Source organism: Bifidobacterium sp. KRGSERBCFTRI (assembly GCF_025908335.1).
In genome coordinates this window covers 2,938,732-2,960,887 of sequence record NZ_CP109653.1, presented here as the reverse complement: position 1 = coordinate 2,960,887, position 22,156 = coordinate 2,938,732, and the positions used below count along the sequence as shown (strand labels likewise).

16 protein-coding genes are annotated in these 22,156 nt (G+C 53.1%); 5 read left to right on the top strand and 11 right to left on the bottom strand.

The window, feature by feature from the left end; translation table 11 throughout:
• Positions 1-807: 807 nt before the first annotated feature.
• Positions 808-1,503 carry a hypothetical protein gene (locus OGI63_RS12610; protein ID WP_225842338.1) on the bottom strand — a complete coding sequence of 232 codons (696 nt, stop codon included), beginning with the start codon at positions 1,501-1,503 and terminating at the stop codon, positions 808-810.
• A gap of 1,047 nt (positions 1,504-2,550) precedes the next feature.
• On the opposite strand from OGI63_RS12610, the gene OGI63_RS12605 reads away from it, so the two are divergent.
• Both OGI63_RS12605 and OGI63_RS12600 read left to right on the top strand, forming a co-directional pair.
• Positions 2,551-4,023: a polysaccharide biosynthesis tyrosine autokinase gene (locus OGI63_RS12605; protein WP_004218349.1), complete on the top strand. Its 1,473-nt coding sequence runs from the start codon at positions 2,551-2,553 to the stop codon at positions 4,021-4,023.
• Positions 4,024-4,088: 65 nt separating this feature from the next.
• On the top strand, positions 4,089-5,918 hold the full coding sequence (locus tag OGI63_RS12600; protein WP_012619780.1) for a DUF4012 domain-containing protein: 1,830 nt from the start codon (positions 4,089-4,091) through the stop codon (positions 5,916-5,918).
• An 84-nt stretch (positions 5,919-6,002) separates the two neighbouring features.
• Here the strand turns inward: OGI63_RS12600 and OGI63_RS12595 are convergent, their stop codons facing one another.
• A complete protein-coding gene (locus OGI63_RS12595) occupies positions 6,003-6,569 on the bottom strand; it encodes a protein-tyrosine-phosphatase (RefSeq protein ID WP_004218347.1) in 567 nt (188 codons plus the stop codon).
• Between the two features lie 187 nt (positions 6,570-6,756).
• Between OGI63_RS12595 and OGI63_RS12590 the strand changes: the two genes are divergently transcribed.
• Positions 6,757-8,145 carry a Maf family nucleotide pyrophosphatase gene (locus tag OGI63_RS12590; protein WP_012754427.1) on the top strand — a complete coding sequence of 463 codons (1,389 nt, stop codon included), beginning with the start codon at positions 6,757-6,759 and terminating at the stop codon, positions 8,143-8,145.
• 74 nt (positions 8,146-8,219) lie between these two features.
• Here the strand turns inward: OGI63_RS12590 and OGI63_RS12585 are convergent, their stop codons facing one another.
• Positions 8,220-10,040: an AMP-dependent synthetase/ligase gene (locus tag OGI63_RS12585; RefSeq protein WP_004218345.1), complete on the bottom strand. Its 1,821-nt coding sequence runs from the start codon at positions 10,038-10,040 to the stop codon at positions 8,220-8,222.
• 241 nt (positions 10,041-10,281) lie between these two features.
• Between OGI63_RS12585 and OGI63_RS12580 the strand changes: the two genes are divergently transcribed.
• A complete protein-coding gene (locus OGI63_RS12580; protein WP_004218344.1) occupies positions 10,282-13,863 on the top strand; it encodes an ATP-binding cassette domain-containing protein in 3,582 nt (1,193 codons plus the stop codon).
• A gap of 124 nt (positions 13,864-13,987) precedes the next feature.
• On the opposite strand, the gene OGI63_RS12575 is transcribed toward OGI63_RS12580, so the two are convergent.
• The 8 genes from OGI63_RS12575 to pdxS all read right to left on the bottom strand — a co-directional run bounded on the left by OGI63_RS12575 (position 13,988) and on the right by pdxS (position 21,267).
• Positions 13,988-15,121, bottom strand: coding sequence for an EpsG family protein (locus OGI63_RS12575; RefSeq protein ID WP_004218343.1), 1,134 nt, complete (start codon positions 15,119-15,121; stop codon positions 13,988-13,990).
• Positions 15,122-15,306: 185 nt separating this feature from the next.
• A complete protein-coding gene (locus OGI63_RS12570; RefSeq protein ID WP_004218342.1) occupies positions 15,307-16,143 on the bottom strand; it encodes a glycosyltransferase family 2 protein in 837 nt (278 codons plus the stop codon).
• Positions 16,136-17,089, bottom strand: a complete 954-nt coding sequence (locus OGI63_RS12565) for a glycosyltransferase (RefSeq protein ID WP_004218341.1) — start codon at positions 17,087-17,089, stop codon at positions 16,136-16,138. The genes OGI63_RS12570 and OGI63_RS12565 overlap by 8 nt, the downstream gene beginning before the upstream one ends.
• Before the next feature lie 77 nt (positions 17,090-17,166).
• Complete coding sequence (locus OGI63_RS12560; protein WP_004218340.1) at positions 17,167-17,667, bottom strand: glycosyltransferase; 501 nt, start codon at positions 17,665-17,667, stop codon at positions 17,167-17,169.
• On the bottom strand, positions 17,667-18,131 hold the full coding sequence (pssD, locus tag OGI63_RS12555; protein WP_004218339.1) for a PssD/Cps14F family polysaccharide biosynthesis glycosyltransferase: 465 nt from the start codon (positions 18,129-18,131) through the stop codon (positions 17,667-17,669). Before pssD ends, OGI63_RS12560 begins: the two co-directional genes overlap by 1 nt.
• Positions 18,132-18,235: 104 nt before the next feature.
• Positions 18,236-19,372 (bottom strand): NAD-dependent epimerase/dehydratase family protein, encoded by a 1,137-nt coding sequence (locus OGI63_RS12550; RefSeq protein ID WP_004218338.1) that lies wholly within the window; start codon positions 19,370-19,372, stop codon positions 18,236-18,238.
• Positions 19,373-19,714: 342 nt separating this feature from the next.
• Positions 19,715-20,365, bottom strand: a complete 651-nt coding sequence (gene pdxT, locus OGI63_RS12545) for a pyridoxal 5'-phosphate synthase glutaminase subunit PdxT (protein WP_004218337.1) — start codon at positions 20,363-20,365, stop codon at positions 19,715-19,717.
• Between the two features lie 26 nt (positions 20,366-20,391).
• Positions 20,392-21,267: a pyridoxal 5'-phosphate synthase lyase subunit PdxS gene (gene pdxS / locus OGI63_RS12540; RefSeq protein WP_004218336.1), complete on the bottom strand. Its 876-nt coding sequence runs from the start codon at positions 21,265-21,267 to the stop codon at positions 20,392-20,394.
• Between the two features lie 158 nt (positions 21,268-21,425).
• Between pdxS and OGI63_RS12535 the strand changes: the two genes are divergently transcribed.
• Positions 21,426-22,154: an HNH endonuclease family protein gene (locus OGI63_RS12535; RefSeq protein ID WP_004218335.1), complete on the top strand. Its 729-nt coding sequence runs from the start codon at positions 21,426-21,428 to the stop codon at positions 22,152-22,154.
• Positions 22,155-22,156 lie beyond the last annotated feature (2 nt).

The window sequence follows — 22,156 nt, the reverse complement described above, 5'->3', positions numbered from 1 at the left end:
ACTATACCTGCGACGAAGAGCAGGCTCTCATCTGAATGAGGCATGCGTCTCAGAAGCTACCAAAGGGGGGCGGCAACCGGAACGCATGCCATCACAAACCATAGCACGTATTTGCAGACCATGGATTCGGTGGCTGTCCGCAGCAGAGATGACCGGACCAGATTGTAAATCTGGCGCATCGCACCACGCAGATATGAATCCTCCCTCCACTACGCGTCGCGGACCCACACGCCGTGTCGCTAACTGTGCGCGCCAACGGCACCGATGGAGGATCGAAATTACATAATCTCAACGTTCGGTAGTATCTCTGTGTATATTTCGAACGATGGCATATGAGTGCTTCACCGAGATAGTGTTCGCAATATCGACGATCTGGCGAATACTGCAAGGGCTTTTGCTGAGATTGCGTCTGCAAGACCGATCTTCCTAGCAGTGCCTTGGTTGTCGTTATGAGACTGCGCTTGCGGCGACGGCAATGCTAGAGCTTGCTCGATGACCATTGCGGCCAACCGATTGCAAGCATGGCACTTTAAGTTCGCCTGCTGTGGCTTTCGCTTGTGTCCGCACAAGACCAAGATTGCATCATGCTCAACGAGCTGCTCGGCAAATGGTATATACAAAACAATGATTGTGTGATTGGCTTGGACGAGTGCGGCGATGCTCTCTTCCGAGGGCACGCGGTACTAATCTGGATACTCAATTTGAAAGCACGGTTCTCATTCCAAAATCCGGCAATCGACGGAACACTTCATTGTGCATGCGATTCGGTTTACGACGATCTGCGATATATTACCGCCGCACACCCCATCACCGCCGCCAACGCAAGCGCCCGCTGTTATCTGCCTTGCACGTGTATCCGACGCCCTTCTGCGAAACGCCTGTCTCCCCGGCTGTGGAGCAGAAGGCACCTGGATGCACTATTCGCGATGTCTGCTGTTCTACGACCTGCGGAGCCTGCTCTTGCTGCCGAGCCGCTTCCTCCGCCGCTGCTTGTGCCGCCTGAGCCTGTGCCCGCTCCCGTTCCGCGGCTTCGGCCTCCGCGCGCGCCTTCTCCGCTGCGGCCGCCTGCTCCTGCTCGGCCTTCTTGCGCTGTGCAGCCTCGACCTCCGCCTGTTTCTTCGCCTCCTCCTTGCTGGCGATGCTCTTCTCTCGCTCGTCGAGTTGGGTCTGGCGCTCGCTTTGTGACTTCTGCTGCTCGTCGAGCTCACGCTTCAGTTTGTCGAGTTCCTCGGCTTGCTTGTTCAGAGCCTCCTCTCGCCGTTTCAATTCGGCGTCGTTCTCCTTGGCGTCGATCTGCTCGGTGGGCGCGACTGCAGCAGACGGGACCGTTCCCGCCGGTTTCGAAGCATTCGAGGAACCCGCTCCCACGCCGAGTGCAAACACCATGAGGAAGGCAAACGCGTAGATCAGCACCTTGAATCGTTTGCGTTTCTGCGGGGGAGCGGCTTGTGCGGCGACTTGCATGCCCGTGGCCGGACCATTGGGCATGGTTGCTGTCGGCATGTGTTGAGATTGTGGCCGATCCGTTCGCCCGGTTCGGCCGAATGGCATACGCCTTGTCGTCTGGCTCTCGCTCTCGTTCGCCTCATTCTTGACTTGGCCGAGCGACATGATTGACTGTCGCCAGTCGTTCTTTGGCGCTTTCTTCTTGCCGTTGAACATGACAGCACCTCGCTTCGTTGCGGGTCCGCGACATCGTCGTCGCAGATTACTCCAGCTGCTGGAACCTTCTCAAGATTACGGTTCCAATTCTACCGCTGGAATCGCAGAGGATTCCCGATTCTCCCGCATGGCCCCAAAACTGCTCGCGTGGTAAACGAAACAGCATGAAGTGTTTGTGGAAATGAAGTTGGCGCGCCTAAATTGCCTGTTTGAGATACCGTTCTCTATATTGGCGCTTTTGTCGGTGCTGTAAGCGCCTCCTTGAGACTGGGCTTGCAAGACCGACCACCCTGGCGGCGCTTCGGTTGCTGTTATGAGGCTGCACTCTCGGCAACGGCGATGTTGGAGCTCACTCGATGATCTTTGCGGCAGGCTGTTTGCAAACACGGCACATTTACCTCGCCTACATGGTCGCAGTGAGACCGAACTCTCCAATTGCGCACTACAAGATATCCGCTGTAGACTCCGCATCTTTGATCTCAACCCGCGCCGAATAGCTATTCCAGAACAAATACCAAGGCACGTTCAGTATCCGCACGTTGCTCATAATGTCAGACGTTCCCAGAGCATAGCGCCATACTGGCAGAGGGATTTCTCTTTCTCTACAGGATATTCGATTGGGAATGACTGTAATCGTGCATTGGCACCATCGCTACCGCACTTTGGTGCGATTCCCGGAAACTCCTCACAGAGAGTGTTCTTCTGCGCCACAAAGATGTGAAGATGCTTGGTGATTTTTGCGGGGAATCCGCACAATGTTTCGCAGTCGCAAACGATTGATATCATATAAAAGTTGATATTCGATGGGAAACGTTGAGGTTGAAGCGAAAGCCTAGAGATAGTTCTGACTTGAGCGGTGCCTCTATGCTTGAATGGAAAGCGTTATACATGGCCGAGAACGAGGTAAACCGCTACTCGCAGAGTCAATCGCAAACTCCAGTGCCTGCGCATGAAGGCATGACCATTGTCGATTTACTGAGTATTTTGCGCAAACATATCATTACGATTGCCGTCACCTTTGTGGTGATACTTGGTGTGGATATACTCTATACAGCTATGTCTCCGGTGGCGTATACGACCACCACGCAGCTGTTTGCGACGTATAACAGTTCCAATGATTCCGCGAACTCCTCTGAGCAGTACAGCGGCAGTTCATATATCATGAGTCAGATTAAGTCGTACCCTGATTTGGCGAAAACACAATCGGTATTGCAGCCGGTTGTGGACGAGCTTAAATTGGATACAACGCCTATCTCACTTGCGTCGCAGATTACCGTAACGAATCCTACGAACACAGCATTTGTGAATATCGCTGTAACTGATGCCGATCCTTCGACCGCCGCCCGCATCGCAAACGGTGTGGCTGCCTCGCTCAGCAATGTTGTAGAGAAATCCCTGTACACTGCCGGGTCCAATTCCGCAGTGAAGCTTTCCATTGTGCAGCCGGCTCAGGTTCCCACGAAGCAGAGCTCCCCGAAGTGGAGTCTCAACATTCTGGTCGGCGTGCTAGGTGGTTTGATTATTGGCATATTGGCGGCATTGCTGAAGGATGTGCTTTCCAAGAAAATCCAGGACGAGAGTGATGTAACGGATATTGTCGACGCGCCGATAATCGGTCGCGTGGTGAAGGATGATATTCTTGCTGGCAGTTCTCCGGTTGTAGTCAGTGAGCCAGGGAGTCCGATTGCTGAAGACTTCCGCCGTATCCGCACCAATCTTTCGTTCTCCACTCCGGTGGAAGGTACGAACTGCCGTCTTGTGGTTGTTACATCGGCAGGTGCTTCCGAAGGCAAAACCACCATTTCGGTGAACATCGCCGCCGCTCTCGCTGAGGATGGTCCACGCGTATTACTCATTGATGCGGATCTACGTCACCCCTCCGTCGCGCATAAGATCGATATCGATGGCTCTGCTGGCTTGACCCATGTGCTTTCTGGCCAAGCGGCAGTCAAAGATGTGATTCAGCGCTACTGGAAGCCGAATCTGCACATCATACCGGCTGGCCCGAAGCCACCGAACGCGTCGACGTTGCTGAACTCTCCTCTGATGACTACTTTGGTGGCCAATGCGATGCAGCAGTATGATTACATCATCATCGACACCGCTCCAATGGTCGTGGCGAACGATGCCGTGATCTTCATGAAGCAGGGTGGCACGTTGGAGATGGTGTGCCGCCGAGATCAGACGCTCAAGCGTGATCTGCACGAGATCGCAGATGAACTGGAGACTCTGGACATGCCTGTCACGGGAGTCATTATCAACTGCGCTAAGGAAAATAAGAAGGCACTTGAGAATAGTAACTATTACTATTATTCGAATAGTAGTCCTGCTGAAAAAAATAGAAAAAATCGTAAATCGTAAAATAATGTATAACATAGCACCGCGTGCCTTTTGGCGTGCGGTGCTTATCATTGTCGGGGGCGCGTATGGCATCGCATCGAGTATCACGGACTAATGTCAAGAGGCATCATCGCGTATGGCCTTGGGTGTTGAGTATTGTCGGTCTGTTTGTCGCAGTTCTTGTTCTATTTGGAATCGCGGGGTTCAATGTATATAGGCAGTCGAAGGAGGTGCAGGCGCATGAGAGTCGGGCGTTGTCTATGATCTCTGACTTCTCTACGAAGATAGACGATGCCAATGTGCAGAAGGTCAAAGACCAGCTCCCGCAGATTCAGCAAGAGACCAGCCAAGCCTCTGCCATCGCCAATGGTGCTTGGTGGAATATAGCCAATAAGATTCCTTATTTCGGTAGTAATGTCTCTACCGTGCAAGGTATGACCAACGTGATCGATGATTTAATGCATCAATCGGTGCCGCAATTCATGGATGTCGTTACTAACCTGCAGCATGCGAATCTCTCCTCAACTGACGATGGCATCAATCTTCGACCAATCATCGACTGCCAGCAAGGCATGCAGAAAGCCAATGAATCCTTACAACACCAAGTGGGTGCATACAATGCACTACCGCAGCCCAATATTGATATCGTTCGTTCGGCTTATGCCCAAGGCTCGGACAAATTGAACGCGCTGGCCACCCGTGTTGATGCGTTGTCTAGCACGTTCCGCATGCTTCCCGGATTCCTGGGCAATGGTCAAACCCGCACCTATGCTGTGATGTCAATGACCACTTCCGAAATGCGTTCATCTGGTGGTCTCATTGGTTCTGTGGGTGAGCTCACCGCTGACAATGGCAGTGTTCACGTTGGTGAATTCAAGGCGAATAAGGATTATTTGCCGTATGGCATTGGTGATCACTCTGCCGATATGGCGCGTGTTTTCTCGGATGAGGGTCCTCTTCACATGTCATTCGATATCCGTGACACGGCGGTTTTCCCTGACACTGAACGAGCTGCTCTGGCCATGCAATCGATTTGGAATCGTACTCCATGGGGACAGCAAAAGCCGTTGAGCGGTGTAATCATGGTCGACCCGGTGTTCGTTCAGGAAATGGTGGCGATCAACGGGCCGGTCACGCTCGCAGATGGGACGACTCTGAATGGTGACAATACTGCAGAGTACTTCCTCAATACGGTGTATAAACAATACGAAGCATCACAGACAGACGCTGTGTTCGGGGAAACCACAGGAAACGTCATAGCTGGCATGTTCAAGAGCCTGAATCTCGGCAAACTCGTTAAAATCGGCGAAACTATGGGCACGATGGCTCGGGAGCGCCATTTCACGATGTTCTCCTTCGATGCGAACCTTGAGAAGGAAATCCAAGCTGCAGGATTCACCGGTGAGACGCCAAATGATCCGCAGAATCCTTCGGTTGGAATCTACCTGACCGAGCAGAATCCGTCGAAGATGGGCTGGTATATCAAGCGTACCGCCACCATCGAGAAAACCCGCTGCGATGCCAGTGGTGCAACATATCACGTTGAATACACGCTCAACAACACGATGAAGGTGAGCGACGTGGCAAATCTACCGCCATATATCACCGGTGTTGATGCGCCAAATAGGGGCAAAGGTATCGAGAAGATTCTGTTCTACCCTCCTGCCGGCGGTCGCATCAACAACATCAGCCAACTTAACGGAGCGGTGAATGCCGTGCAAAAGACAACCATGAACGGCAAGGAGCTGTATAAGACCGTCGTGGAGATTCTGCCGGAGCAAAGTGTGACGTACTCCTTTGATGTCACGGTATCCCCACAGGCACAATCTGCACTGACCATTGATCAGACACCATTGGGATGGAAAGACACGGGTATCACCGTCAAAGAGCCGAAGTGCTCAGCAAAAGCAAACTGACACGATGATCTGAACAGGAAATGACCGGAGCCACGAAAGCTCCGGCCATTTCGTTAGTTATTGGAATCGGCATAGACAGCTGTCTTATTCAGTCGCATGCCCCGCACGTGAAGGCTCCAACGCCTGCGCGATATCCGCGATCGCATATCCAATCTGATCGTGCGCCACTTGGAACGCCGCAAACTCCTTGCGGTAGGGGTCTGCGATATCTTCCGCCTCCGGCAGTGCTCGCCGTGCCATCGATGCGTTGCACATCACCTCACGCATGCGGTCCTCAACATTGGAGCCATGCAGCAGATTGTTCTGCCCGAAGTACCGGCACAGGTTGGCGAAATCGCTGAGCAGGAAGGTCTTCGACCGCACGCGCGGTGCAAGTGCGACAATCTTTCGGCGCTGATGTTCGGTGAAGCATAGAATCAAATCACTCGACATCGCCAATTGGGGCGTGAGCCGCTTCGAACGGAATTGGCTCGAATCGATGCCGTCGAGTGCCATGAGTTTCGCGCTCGATGGGTCGATTGGGCTGTCGACGAGCCCCTGTGTTCCTGCGCTGTCGGTTTCGATGCCATTCGTATGGAAGAAATGCGGGAACAACAGTTCGCCCATGGGTGAGCGGCAGATATTGCCCGTGCATACAAACAGCACCTTCATCGCGTATGCCTTTCTCGTTGCTCTCCGGGTTGCGGTGTACGCATCACTGGGTATTCACCGCAGTCCATTCAATCATTCAATCAATAGCATCATAATAGAGCGCGCTGGCTACGAATATGCGCGCCGTTAACGATTTTCAAATGAATTTCACAGGCATTGTGCCATGTGTGTGCGTTATGGTGGGAGTATGAGTATTCCGCTGATTCTCTCTTCGAAGTCCAAACCGCGCCGTGATCTGTTGTTCCATGCCGGCATTTGCCCCACCATTCGCGTCTCGCATGTGGACGAACCCGGGGTGATTGCGAAGGCCGCTGTGGGTGCCGGTGTGAGTGTTGACGATTTGCCGATCGCCACGAAGGTCATGGTGCTTGCCCAAGCGAAGGCGAACGCGGTATACCAGGCCTACAAAGATGTCGCAGAGGTATCCACGAATGCTCATGGTGACGAGGTGACCGGATTCCCATTGGAGGCTGCGCAGTCGACTGCAGATTCCGCTCATACGGATGACGCCCAGACTCGTGATTTCTCGGGCGTGCAGTTCCCCACTCGAACACAGCCGATCCAAGACACTGTTGTTGAAACGCACGGGTTGACGAATGCGAAAGTCGGCCCGCTGATTCTCGGCTGCGATTCGATGTTCCTGCTCGACGGCAAAGCGTATGGCAAACCACATACCGAACAGATTGCGCGCGAACGGCTTGAACTGATGAGTGGTGCGAGCGGCGAACTGTTCACTGGCCATTGCCTGATCGATTTCGCCAGTGGTCGCATGGTGACTGGTGTGAGCCGCGCGGTGATTCATTTCGCGGAATTCTCGGATTTGATGATCGACCGCTATATTGCGACGGGGGAGCCGCTCGAGGTGGCAGGCTCCTTCACCCTTGACGGATTTGGCGGCGCCTACATCGACAGCATAGAGGGAGATCCGAGCGGCATCATTGGTTTGAGTCTGCCACTCGCCCGTGAGCTCGTGCAGGAACTCGGCATCGATTGGACCGACCTGTGGAACGTGGCGCGTGATGAACAATTCCCTCAGCCGCTGTCGTCGGTCAAGGCATTGCCTCCGAAGGAGAATGTGCATCAGCCTGGTGACGGTTGGGTGGATTGTGCATGCGGGCGTAAGCATTGGGGTACCAATGGTGCAGCCGGTGTGTTGCTTGCCCGTCGTGATCAGGAAACCGGCGAGGTGACGCATATCGTCATGCAGCATCGCGCGACTTGGAGTGCCGAGGGTGGTACATGGGGTATTCCTGGCGGTGCGATTGCCGATGGCGAGAGCCCGATTGAGGGTGCGCTTCGCGAGGCATACGAGGAGGCGAACATCACTCCTGCCGATATCGAAGTGGTGGGCTCATATTGCGAGGACCACGGCCCATGGGCATACACCACGGTGTTCGCGTTCGAGAAGCCGGGCCATGAGGTGTATCCGCGCGCCAATGACGATGAGAGTATGGAGATCGAGTGGGTACCGATTGCCGAGGTGCCCAACCTGAAGCTGCTCACCGCAATGCGAGCTGACTGGCCGCGCTTCGAGAAGCGGTTGAATGAGATTGCCTCCACATACAAGGGCAGATAATTCGCGTGTATATGGCAATGGGCTGCACCTGCGCAGGTGCAGCCCATTGCCATATACACGGGAAAGAGTCGAGATTATCGCTTGCCCACGTACAGCTGGTTGTCGATCTGTTCCTTGAACACCTGGTTCACCTTCGGCCGTACGACCTTCATCGATGGCGTCAAGCACTTGTTATCCTGCGAGAACGTGGTGGGCAGCACGATGAATTTTCGTACCGATTCGGCTCGTGAGACGTTCGTGTTGGCGCGGTCGACATATTTCTGAATCTCGGCGGCGACTTCAGGCAGACCAGCAGCCTGTTCGATGGTGAGGTCGGCGGGGAGTTTCTGGGTGGGCAGCCAGCTGGCGAGTCCTTCCTGATCCAATGTGATCACGGCGCCGACGAACGGGCGATTGTCACCCACCACTACGGCGTGCTCGACGATTGGGCAGGTCGAGATCTCCTGTTCCATCGGGATGGGGGAGACGTTCTTGCCGCCGGCGGTGATGATGATGTCTTTGGCACGACCGGTCAATGTGATATGCCCCTCGTCGTCAATCGAAGCCAGATCGCCGGTCTTGAGCCAGCCGTCCTCGGCAAAGGTCTCGGTTGTCTTCTCGGGCAGGTTATGGTAGCCAAGGAACACGTTCTGGCCTTTCACCTCGAGTTCGCCGGTGGGTGAGATACGCACCGAGGAGCCGGGCACAGGCTGTCCGACGGTGCCTATCACGTTATCGTGCACGCGGGTGAAGGCGAATGGGGCGGCGGTTTCGGTCAGGCCGTAGCCCTGGATCATCGTCAAACCGATGCCGTTGAAGAAGGTGGCGAGTTTACGGTCGAGCGGTGCGCCGCCGCAGGCCAGATATTTGATGCGTGGGCCGAATGCGCTGCGGATCGTCGAATACACGAGCTTCTCATACATCGCATGCTCCGCCTTCTGCTTGGGCGTCGGTGCGATGCCGGCCTGCTCCATCTCGGTCCATTCGCGGGCGAACTCGACGGATTTGGCGAAGAGACGGCCTTTCCAGCCGGTGCCTGCCTTGCGCGATGCCGCATTGTAGACCTTCTCGAACACGCGCGGCACGGCGAGCACGAAGGTGGGTTCGAACACCTGCATGTCGTGGGGCAGCGTTTTCGTGCTCGGCAGATACCCGATCACACCGGCATCGGAGGTGAAGGCGAAATACTGGATGAACCGTGCGAAGCAGTGGGCGAGTGGCAAGAACAGCAGCAGGCGTGAATTGCCTTCGAGTACTTCGGGCACGCAGTCGGCGGCCGCGCGGGTGATGCTCACGAAGTTCCTGTGCGAGAGTTCGGCGCCTTTCGGAGTGCCGGTGGAACCGGAGGTGTAGACGATCGTCGCCAGATCATCGGCGTTCACGCTTGCAATGCGCTCGTCGAGTTCCTCCGAGGAGACCATCACACCAAGACCTTCCAGCGCTTCCACGGCATTCGCGTCGAGCATCAGAATGCGTTCCAATGACGGGCAGTGGTCGAGCACCGAATCCAAGCGGTCGAAGCGCTCCTGATTGTCGGCAATCGCCAGTTTCACGTTCGAATCGTTGAGAATGCGTTCGGCCTGCGCCGCGGAATCGGTGTCGTAAATCGGCACGGTCACCGCACCGACTGCAGCGAGGGCGAAATCAAGCAGACCCCATTCGACGCGCGTGGCGGAGAAGATCGTCACGGCATCGCCCTTCTTGATGCCGAATGCAATCAGACCCTTGGCGATGGCACGAACGCGGTCATTGAACTGCCCGGCAGTGAGCTTGCTCCACGCGCCGTCGGCCTCCTTGTTCTCGGTGAGCGGGGAGTCCTCGCCGGAACGTGCAATGCGGTCGGTGAGCAAAGAGTAGATGGTCTCGTCATTGCGCACGGTGAGCGCAGGACCCGGCGTCGTGTATTCGGTGAGCATATGCCTTATTTCCTTGTCTTGGCAAATAACAAACAATCTGCATGAATTGCTGAGCAAATCCTCAAGCATTCTAAGTTACGCTGGCGTAGCAAATCTTTGTGAGCTCCGACAACGCATGGCGAAATTGATTGTCAGATTCACACAATCAGCTGTTTTTCGCGCCGGGGTCTGTTGCAAACGCGATTCGGCTGCTAGATTGGCACATGGTTTTCTCAAGTCGAAATGTGAACTGGAGTGTCGGATGTTCGATAAGCGCCTGTTTCCCCTCGCTCCCGGCGTGCGTGGGCTCATCGTGGCGAAAGTGGTGTGCCTGTGGGTCGGTCTGCTCGCCGACATTGCGTTGTCTGTCACTGCTGTGTCGTTGATGGGCGCAGTGCTGGGCCGCAATACCGCATATACGTTCACTGTGGTGTCGCTGGGGTGGTACGCGCTCGCATTCGCAGTCATCGCGTTCATACGATTCCTTGCCCACTATCTCGGTTCACGGTTCGGCACCGAGGCGGCCGAGCGTGTCAAACTCGGCTTGCGCAATGCGTTGTATCGCAAGCTGCTCGTGCTCGGCCCGTCGTATCGTCAGCAGGCGAGCACGGCGAGCATTGTGCAGCTCGCCGGTGAAGGCGTGGACCAGGTGCAGAGTTTCTACGAGAAGTTCGTGCCGCAGCTGTTCTACGCTGTACTCGCCCCGCTTACGTTGTTTGCCGTGCTTGCGCCGATCAATATGCCCACAGCCGTCGTGCTGCTCGTTTGTGCGCCGCTCATCGTGATCATCGTCGGCATGGTCGCCATGCGCGCGTCCCGCGTGTTCAAGAAATACTGGGGCAAGTACACCGATATGGGCTCCGCGTTCCTCGACAATCTGCAGGGGCTGGAGACGCTGAAGACCTTCGATGCCGACGAGTCGGCCGCCAGGAAGATGCACGAGGAGGCCGAGAATTTCCGTGTGATGACGATGCGCGTGCTGCAGATCCAGCTACGCTCGCTCACCGCCATGGATGTCGTTGCCTATGGCGGTGCGGCGGCTGGCATCGGCGTGGCAATCTGGCAGCTCACGCATAGTGGTGTCACGATGTTCCGCACCACCTTCGCGCCACTGGATATGTTCGCCGGACCGCAGCTCGGCTCGCCGGGCATGTTGCTCATCGTGCTGCTCTCCGCATCGTTCTTCCTGCCGTTGCGCCAGCTCGGTTCATTCTTCCACGTGGCGATGAACGGCATGACTTCCAGCAAGAAGATCTTCGCGTTGCTCGACGCACCAGCTCCGCATCATGGTGAGCAGACGCTCCCCGCCGGGCCGATTTCCGTGCATGCACATAATCTGGGCTTCTTCTATGGAGACGACGAAGCAGATGCCCAACCGGCATTGCGCAAGGTCTCGCTTGACATTCCGGCACATTCGCTGACCGCCATTGTCGGTGAATCCGGATCCGGCAAGTCCACGCTCGCCGCGCTCATCGCCGGCGAACTCGAAGGGTACAGTGGCTCATTGGCCTTCGAAGTGGATGGTGAATCCGTCGAAGTGGCTGATCTATCCGAATCCGCACTGATGGCTGCCGTCTCCTTCGTCGGTGCGCGCAGCCATCTGTTCGTGGGGACGTTGCGCGACAATCTGATCATGGCGAATCCGCAAGCCACCGACGAGCAACTGCATCACGCGTTGCGACTCGCGCATATCGATGATTTCGTACGCGAGCAGCCGGCAGGGCTTGGTATGCCAATCGATCCGGCGAATCTCTCCGGCGGCCAACGTCAGCGCATCGCTGTGGCACGCGCGCTGCTGCATGAGGCGCCGATCATGATTTTCGATGAGGCGACCAGCAGTGTCGACGCCGAATCCGAGGCGCTCATCATGCAGACAATCCACGAGCTCGCGCAGTCGAAGACGGTGATCGTCGTCACACATAGACTCGCCGACACGGTGGACGCGGATATGATTGCCGTCTTCGACCACGGCAGCTGCGTGGAAACCGGCGACTCTAGCACATTGATGGCTGCGGATGGCCGCTATGCGCGCATGTTCCACGCCCAGGCCACCGTCGAACAAGTGCATCGGCGTACGGAAGGCGGCGGCATACGCTACGCGCACACGCAGAACGAAGTGGGCGGCGACATGCCGAAGCGTGTTGCGGAATCTGCTGGGAAACGGAACGCTGCGCTTTCCGGCATTGATATGGCTGCCGACGATGCGATGACGACCGTGCAGGTGATTCGCCGTCTGCTCGCACAGGTGGGTTCATTGCGTCCGTTGATGGTGTTGGCATGCTGCTTTGGTGTGCTCGGCCACTTGGCGGCCACGTTCATGCCGGTGTTTGGCATCATGGCGGCGTGCGCGGCGTTTGGTCACCCGGTGTGGGGTTTGTCTGTCGGCTGGGCCGTGACCCTGATGGTGGTGTGTGCGGCGATCCGCGGCATCATGGCCTACTGCGAGCAGTACATGAACCACAATCTGGCGTTCCGTCTGCTCGCATTGTTCCGTGAACGTGCGTTCGACGCATTGCGCAGACTCGCTCCGGCTGCGCTTGCGAACCGTGGCAACGGCGATATGATCTCGCTGATCACCACCGACGTGGAATTGCTTGAGATCTTCTTCGCCCACACGATCTCGCCGACGATTATCGCGCTCTCGACGACCGTGCTTTATACGGTGGCGTTGCTGTTCCTGAGCCCCTGGTTTGCATTGTTGCTGGTGATCGCGCATCTGCTGCTCGGCGTGCTGATGCCGCGTCTGTTCGCTGCCGCGCTCCGTGGTGTGGGTTCAAAACTGCGCAAGGACAGCGCTGCGCTTGACGATCAAGTGCTCGATGACATGCATGGGCTTGACCAGATCATTCGCTTTGATTGTGGTGACGACCGGCTGAAGCGGATTGATGCGTGGTCGAGGTCATTGTGGCGCCAGCGCACGAGATTGAGTGCGCGGAACGGTGCATTCAGCGGCTACGACAGCATGATCGTGATTGTGGTGACGGCCGTGGCGGCATTGCTGGCGTTGACATTGAGCCTTGGCAACACGAGTGCTGCTGCAAATATCGCCGCATTCGTGCTCGTGGTGAGTTCCTTCGGCCCCACGCTCGCACTGAGCGCGTTGCCGGCGAATCTGACGCAGACCTTCGCCTCCGCACGCAGACTGTTCTCGGTGCTCGACGCCGAACCTGCAGTGGAAGAGCGGGGAACCGAGCAATGCGCATACGACGGCATGTCGTTGGACGGGGTGACGTTCGGCTATGGTGACGGTGCGCCGGTGTTGCGTGATGTCACGATGGATATCCCGCTCTCCGGGATCCTCGGTATTCAGGGACCGTCTGGACGTGGCAAGTCCACATTGCTCAAGTTGCTGATGCGCTACTGGGACCCACAACAAGGCACCGTGTCAATGTCCGGGCATGCTTTGCCTGCCATCGATGCGCATACGCGTAGGCGGTTGCAGACGATGATGAGCCAGGAGACGTACCTGTTCGATGACACGATTGCCGGCAACCTGCGCATCGCCAAACCGGAGGCGAGCGATGACGAATTGCACAGGGCTCTGGAGCAGGCATCCATCGCTGCTTTGGTGGATGATCTTCCTGAGGGCATGGAGACGCGTGTGGGCGAACTCGGTGATCGGCTTTCGGAAGGTGAACGACAGCGCCTCGGCCTGGCCCGCATGTTCCTGCGCGATGCGAGCCTCTACCTGTTCGACGAGCCGACCAGTCGCCTGGATTCACTCAACGAGGCCTATATCCTGCAGTCGATCAACGCTCTGGTCGAAGAGCGTGATGCGGCTGTTGTGCTTGTTTCTCACCGAGCTTCGACGATGCGGATCGCTGATGGAATTCATAAAGCATGAAAATCCGATTTATGTAAATTAAATAAATTCTCTGCTATTTTCCAGAAATTTTATTATTGCTGACGACTACTTCAAATTATCGGCAAGAAGAAGTTTCCTTGATTATATATGAGAGCGAGGTTCATTAGACGATAGAGTTGAAGAACGTATTGTTTTCAAAAATTGGTATAAATACTGTCTCTAAATTATCTCCAAATATATAGAGAAGGAACGCATTGACGACACCAAATACTAGCAAAAGAAGTGGAATGATGAATCTGAGAATCGCGTCGTTCGTGGAGTTGATTGTCTCGCCTGAAATGATGTTGAGGATAATCATATAGAAGATTAGCGAGAGCCCAGTTTGCATTCGATAAATTTCGGGAGTGTAATTTATCGTAATTGGAAGAATGCATAGAGTTAATATAGTAATTTTGAAATAGAATATGTATTCTTTCTTTTGCACTCCTGTCATTTTCATGCTGCTTAGATTAGTAATCAGTAGAACCGCCAATGATGTAATGAAAAAAATAGCAACACGCAGCAAAGCGAGAGGTAAATGAAGATCACGAGTCAGATCGTAGGCCGCAGTGGTGTAAGCGTTAATTCGGTCATTGGAGCCGAATAAACCCGACAGACCCGAGATAAAGCGTGGGGTCATTATGGCTGAGAACAGCAGACAGAACACAAATGTGAAAATCGCTGCCCACTTGGTATTAAGCTTCTTTGCCACGAGAATGATAATCCAGAAGAACGCTGCAGTATGTACCATTGTTGCGATAAAGATGCATAGGCAATACAGGATATCGTTCTTGGTCAGGAATCTTCCTTGATTGTCGCCATTCTGTACGTCGTCCAGTAAGAAGCCCATGCCGAAGATGAAAACTGAAGTTGCCAAACAATTCCGCATCTGGGCTACGTCAATAGGGAAAGGATACACCGCATAAAGCAGCAGAGTCAATATCGGGCATGCAGCAAATCGAAGAATTGTGCAGCTGATTAAGGTCAGCACTATGAAGGCAGAAACGCATTTAAATGCCTGATACGTTAATCCCAAAGCATTGCATGTTTTGATAAGCGCCATATACAGATATTCAGTGTTATCTTCCCATAATTGATATTCGTCATAACGGCTTTGATAAATCTGTTCATCTGCATTCCCTGTAGTAAAAGAGGCAATAAGCCAAAGGAATACTATGCAAACAAAGTACAGAATATAACTTTTTCTTTTAAAGAAGGAGATAGACAATAATATGAAATAACTAACAGCTTGAATCATGGTGATCCTAAAAAATCGGGCGCAAGACTACTCTATGATGTCTGGTTGAGCTACGGACGCTATGCGTACGGCGTGCAATATGAATTGCACAGTTAGTCCTTTCGTCAGAGAAGCACCGGAGGTGCTGAAAGTAGACGTATCTACATTCTTAAACATGTACTACCGATAACCGGGTATAAGAAAATCTATTTGTATCCGTTGACCCACCCCCGAGCAATTTGTTTAAGCTTAGCTTTTTTATCCTCTTCAAAAAAAAGTACCTGAAGAAGATTTCTCATGTTTCGAGCATTACCTCGAAGAGCATGCAGATACAACCTGTTTTTCAATGGATAATATATGTTGTTCTTGGAAATGTAGTAGTACCTAAATGCGGAATGCTCGGAATAGGGGATTCCAAGAAGTTTGTTTTTCTTAACCTCTCCAATGGAGTGTTCCAGTACTGCTTCTCTCGTCTGAATGATTACATATCCAGTTTTACGTATACGATAGCAGAAATCGAAATCGACGCTATCGATAAACAACTTCTCGTCAAAACCTCCGATTTTTTCCCAAGCAGAGAGACGAGTGCATGAGCCAGATGTGATGCATGTTCGCACTTCCCCGTATGTACCTGCGGGTTTGTGTCCGATAATGCCCCGATCACGATCTTGTATAACTGGAGCAACGATAGCGATTCTGGAATTCATTGAGAAAAACTGTGAAAGCGTCGAACAAAAATCTGGAGGACATTCCGAGTCTTGATCCAAGGTGAGCATCCAGGAATAGCCATCGCCCTTTCCGGCTAGTGCAATTTGATTTAGCGCAGTTGCAATGCCTTCATTCTGCGCATTGGGAATCAATTTGCAATGATGGGCGTCAGCGAGGGGTCGGATATCTTCTAGATTACGAGAACCATTGTCGACAATAATCACTAAGTCGACCTGCGCGCAAATAGCCTCGATGTTCTTGCGGAGTAATTCAATGTCTGGATTGAAAGTAACTATTCCTGCAAATAGGTTTTGTCTGGCAGTTGTATCATTCATTATGTTCCTTTGCTGCCTCCGTTATGGTCGGAGCAACCCATTGAGAGGGGTATGTTTTCAATCCTGCACGTGTGCCCTTTATGATTGCGGATAGCACCTGTCCTTTATGCCGGGCTCGAAGAAGGCTTGGCAAATTAAAGCAAAATATAAAACCTAAATAACCTTTGCAATTGTAGTTGATGTAACCAACCGGTCCGTATTTTTTTAGCTTACGATTCACGTATATAATATTGCGATTAGTATAGTACACTCTAAGTGGACTTACATATTTATTATATGAAAATTTTGCAATATTCTTATTATGCAATAAATTACTGAGGCCAATCCAAAATTGTTGTTTTCGAGAAGATTTGGGGACGATTTTTCCGAATTCTTGATCCAGCACCCATTTATTGGCGCGTTTGATGGTGTAGCCGGACGCTATAAGTCTTCTGCAGAAATCATCATCTACAAGATCGATGAATAGCCACTCATCAAATCCGCCAACGCATTCCCACGCTTTTGTGGATGTGCAGCTTGAAGAGGTGATGCATTTAGTAATTTTAATAACGTTATTATCATCAGCCGTCTTCATATAAGCTCGACGCTTGTCAATAACTTGGGGGCAAAATATGGCTGTCTTGTCCCTATCCTTCTCAATAAGGCGGCGGAAATCGTCCACCATGCCGTCAGGGACAATAGAATCCTGATCCATTGTCAACACCCATTCATGTCCATCCTTCATGGCGCATTCCATGATGCGATTTAGAGCGTAGGCAATTCCTTTGTTTGCATTTTCTGAGAGATATGTGATTCTAGCATCCTCGGCAAGCGGAACATCCACAGTACCATTGTTGAAAACATAAACATGGTCAGTCTGCTCAAGAATGGCAGCGATGCATTGCTGAACTCTATTAATATCCTCTGGGTTGAACAGCACTACGCCAGCGGCAACGGAAGCTTTCAATGTAGTTTCTCCATACGAACTCGGGATAATGAATTATCGGATTGTCTAGCTGGTTCTTCAATCGAACTAGGAGAGGATTATCCGTACCATTCCTTCTGAATGAATTTATCAATGATTTTGACAATCGATAACGGATCTTTGTTCTCCCAAGGAATCAGGCCATCAGTTCCGATGTATATTTTCTCAAAGCATTCAGCAAGGTTGCCCAACTCGGGGTCAGCCATTAGGACGTAATGATTCGAACTGAAGGCTTCATTGTTCTGGATTTGGTGGTCGTTGATGTGTTCGCCGTATTTGGCCAGACGAGTTACGGCGATAACCTTTTTCTTTGCATTGAGGGCTTTCATTATAGAGCCGGAAGCACCGTGAGTTACAACGATGTCTGCCTCCTGGATTTTCTCTTCAAACTCTTCTGGTGATATAAAATCCGTATACTGGTAATGCTTTGGCTTATATGATGAAGTGCCAATTTGAGCGAACATAGGTTCGGACAGAACACTCTGCTCGTATAAATCATCCAGCTTCTTAAATAGACGATCAAATGGATAATTGCGTGAGCCTACCGTAACGAAGATCATCAGTATAAACACCCCCCATAAATCGCCTTAGTGTAGAACTTCTTTTGGCTTTCCCATTGAACTATGAACAAATCGGAATGCTTCTCCATCTTCTTACCGGCTTCGGTGGGCATGTTGGCACGTCCAAAGGTCTCAATGAAGATAAACTTCTTGTGGAAGAGTACAGCAAGGAGATAGAAAGGATATGCCACCATAGTGCCAGTTGTAATGATGAAGTCCGGGCGTTCTTTAATCCAGATGACCAGGGCGCGCGCCGAGTTCACGATCATCTTTGGAACCATGAATTTGTCTTTCAAATCCGTCTGCTTCATGAAATATTTGGCGCGTGGCGTCTCAAATTGCGTTTTCTCTGTGACGAAAAAACCTTCGTATTTTTCAGCCAGTGGGAGCAGTTTCTGGAGCTGCTCCCAGTGCCCCCCGGAGGAGGAGACAAAACAAAGACGGGGTTTTCTTTTATGAACCACTTAACTTACTTCCCTTGAATCATATATAGATATGTGCGTCGATCTTGTTCTGTAGGGATAGTACCAGTATCCGGTAATGCGAGAAAGAGCAGTATAGTATTAATTCACATATAATACTGTTTGTACCACTCAGCAAATCGCCTAAGCCCATCACGGAGACTCGTGGTAGGACGATAGCCGTAATCCCTTGTTAAGGCTTCAGTATCAGCATAGGTGACAGGAACATCACCGGGCTGCATGGGGACGAGCTCCTTATGCGCTTCGAAGTCATAGTCATCCGGAAGCACTTCTGCTCGAATCAATTCTTCTTGAAGAGTCGTTACAAAGTCGAGAAGGTTCTCAGGATGGCCGCAACCAATGTTGTAAAGAGCATAGGGAGGTACAGGCAGACCATCCTCGCCTGTCTGGCGAGTTGGTGCTCCCTGTATAACACGAACAATTCCTTCGACGATGTCATCAATATAGGTGAAATCACGCTGACAATTACCGTAATTGAAGATCTTGATGGTCTCGCCGGCAAGAAGTTTATTTGTAAAACCAAAGTAGGCCATATCCGGTCTACCAGCAGGGCCATAAACAGTAAAGAAACGAAGACCTGTAGAGGGAATGTCATATAGTTTGGAATAGGCATGAGCCATAAGTTCATTGCTCTTTTTTGTTGCTGCATACAGGCTGACTGGATTGTCCACCTTGTCTTCCGTGGAGAATGGGACTTTTTTATTGCCACCATACACGGACGAACTGGATGCATATACTAGGTGCTCAACTGGATTATGGCGGCAGGCTTCCAAGATATTATAAAAACCAATTAGATTTGAACTTACGTAAGCATCGGGGTTTGTAATTGAATAGCGGACGCCTGCTTGCGCGCCTAGATTGACAACAACATCGAAATGATGCTTCTCGAAGAGCCGCCCGATAAGCTTTTTATCGGAGAGGTCGCCTTTTTCGAAAATAAGATTCGGATATTTGGTCAGACGTTCCAAACGAGCTTCCTTTAATTTGACGTCGTAATAGTCATTCAGGTTATCCAAGCCGACAATTGTGATGTCCGGATAGCTATGAAGCAGACGTTCCGCCAGATTCCAGCCGATAAATCCGGCCGCACCGGTAATGAGGATAGTCTTGCCGCTCAGTTCCACCGGTGTTTTTTGCTGCGCCGGACTAGAATTTGAGTCGAGCTCAGAACGATTGCCGTCAGACGCGATGCTGGGATCCTGGTATTCGCTTGACACTTGCATATTCTCTCAATCCTTAAAACCTTGTTGCTCTAATTTGATAAGAGGGTGAATTAGGTTCGATTTATTTGAGCAACTACATTATATCAAAGTATGCTCCGCGCTATAGACGAAAGCACATGAGTTTAATGGGAATATTGAATAGAAAATAATACAAGATATATATATAATTTTTTGATTATGGTCAATCTGAAGGGTGGGAAGAGGCTCTGCAACACCAGCTGTTCGTGGTGTTGGAGTGGTATCGTAGAGCCACTGCTGCTGTTGGTATCATGCTGATCGCAACAGCAGAGTTGTTAAGCGTTGCCCTTTTAGGGTTTTAGTTCAGGGCAAATAAATTATTTCTCATATGATTAGAAAAAATTCGTGAATCCGCGTATCCGGAGTGATTTCTGGATGGAATGCCGTAGCTAGAATCCTGCCTTGCTGCAACGCTACAGTATTGCCGTTGGCCTCACACATTACCCGAGCATTCGCTCCGGTCTCGGCGACGAAGGGACCGCGGATGAACACGAGCGGGAAGTTCTCGATCACGCCAGCCGGAGTGCCATCGGCGTGGAATGTGGCGACATTCTCGGTGGCCATGAACGAACCCAGCTGGCGACCGTAGGCGTTGCGCCTCACGGTGGCGTCCAGTGCCCCGAAGTACACGTTCGGGTCGTTCTCGAGCCGCTGCGCGAGCAGGATCATGCCGGCACAGGTTCCGAATACCGGCTTGCCGGCCTTGATGTGCTCGTTGATCGGCTCGAACAGACCGGTGGAACGTAGCAGCTTGCCCTGCGTCGTGCTCTCACCGCCGGGCAGGATCACGCGGTCAATCGATTCGTCGAAGTCCTCTCGGGCACGCAGCAGCTTCCATGGGGCGCCGAGTCTGTCGAGCATCGCCGCATGTTCGGCGAAGGCGCCCTGCACAGCGAGAATGCCGGTCACACCGGAGGATGCCGTCGTGGCATCCTCCGAGTGTTCCTTCGAGATATAGGAAACGTCAACAACCATGAATAGTCCTCAACAGCAGTATCGTGTCATTCGCCGCGAGCGGCCATGATCGTCTCGATCTCGTCTTCGTTGATGCCCACCATCGCCTCACCAAGATTCTCCGACAGGCGCGCGAGCAAATCGGCGTCGCGCCAGTTCGCGGTGGCCTGCACAATGGCTGCGGCGCGCTTGGCCGGGTCGCCGGACTTGAAGATGCCGGAGCCGACGAACACGCCCTCGGCGCCAAGCTCCATCATCAGCGCGGCGTCCGCAGGTGTCGCCACGCCGCCGGCGGCGAAGTTGACGACCGGCAATCTGCCATTATCGTGCACATACTTCGCGAGCTCATACGGCACGGCGAGCTGCTTGGCCGCCTCGTACACCTCGTCGTCGCGCAGCGAGGCGAGTTCGCGGATCTGCTTGGTCATCGTGCGCATATGGCGCACGGCCTGGATCACGTCACCGGTGCCCGGCTCACCCTTCGTACGGATCATCGAAGCGCCCTCCTCAATGCGGCGCAGCGCCTCGCCGAGGTTCTTCGCGCCGCACACGAACGGCACGTCGAATTCGCGCTTGTCGATGTGGTAGACGTCATCCGCGGGGGAGAGCACCTCCGACTCGTCGATGTAATCAATCTCAATGGCCTGCAGAATACGCGCCTCGGCAATGTGGCCGATACGCACCTTCGCCATCACCGGAATCGACACGGCCTCCTGAATGCCCTTGATCATCGCCGGGTCGCTCATACGGCTTACGCCACCGGCGGCGCGGATGTCAGCCGGAATGCGCTCCAGCGCCATGACGGCGCACGCGCCGGCATCTTCGGCAATGCGTGCCTGCTCGGGTGTGGTCACATCCATGATCACACCGCCCTTGAGCATCTGCGCCAGGTTCCTGTTGAGTTCGTTGCGAGTGGTTTCCATGAGTCTCTTCCCTCACTGTGCTTCCGTGTCAACACGACAATTAGCACACGAACACGCATATCTCGGGAAACTGTCCCCATTGTGAACGCGGGCGGCAGTAAAACACTCGGGAACACGCAAGACTGTTGTTTGCGAACGTGCGCGTTTACACTGTGCGTATGGCACGACGATTCAAGCGCAAATACGGAGTGACACCGCTCGAGAGAATCCTGATCATCCTGCTCATCGCAGTGGTGGTCGGAGCAACCCTCGGCGTGATTCTGCCGCGCATCAACAACGGCATCGCCGAGATCACCGGCAGATACACGGCCACTGGAACCGCTGCGGAGACGTTGAACAAGCTCGCCGTGGTGGACAGGCCCAATGGCGACGGCTATGACCGCGATCTGTTCGGATTCCGCGAGACCGACGACGACGGCAACGGGTGCGATGTGCGCGAGGACATTCTGGCGCGCGATCTGACTGATGTGGCATATGTCACGCGCAACGGCTGCAAGGTGAAATCCGGTGTGCTGAACGACCCGTACACGGGCAAGGTGATTCATTTCACACGCGGGCAGAACACGAGTGCCGCCGTGCAGATCGATCACGTGGTTGCCTTGCAGAACGCATGGCAATCCGGGGCCAAGGATTGGAACGCGAGAAAACGCATGCAGTTCGCGAACGATCCGTATAATCTGCTCGCCGTGGATGGCCCGGCGAACCAAGGCAAAGGCTCCGCCTCCGCCGCATACTGGCTGCCGACAAACGCTTCGTATCGCTGCGATTACGTGGCCCGGCAAATCGGTGTGAAAGACAAATACGGACTCTCGGTGACGAGCAGCGAGAAGCGTGCGATGCAAAGTGTGCTGCATGGATGCCCGGGGCAGGAGATTCCCGCCGATTGAGC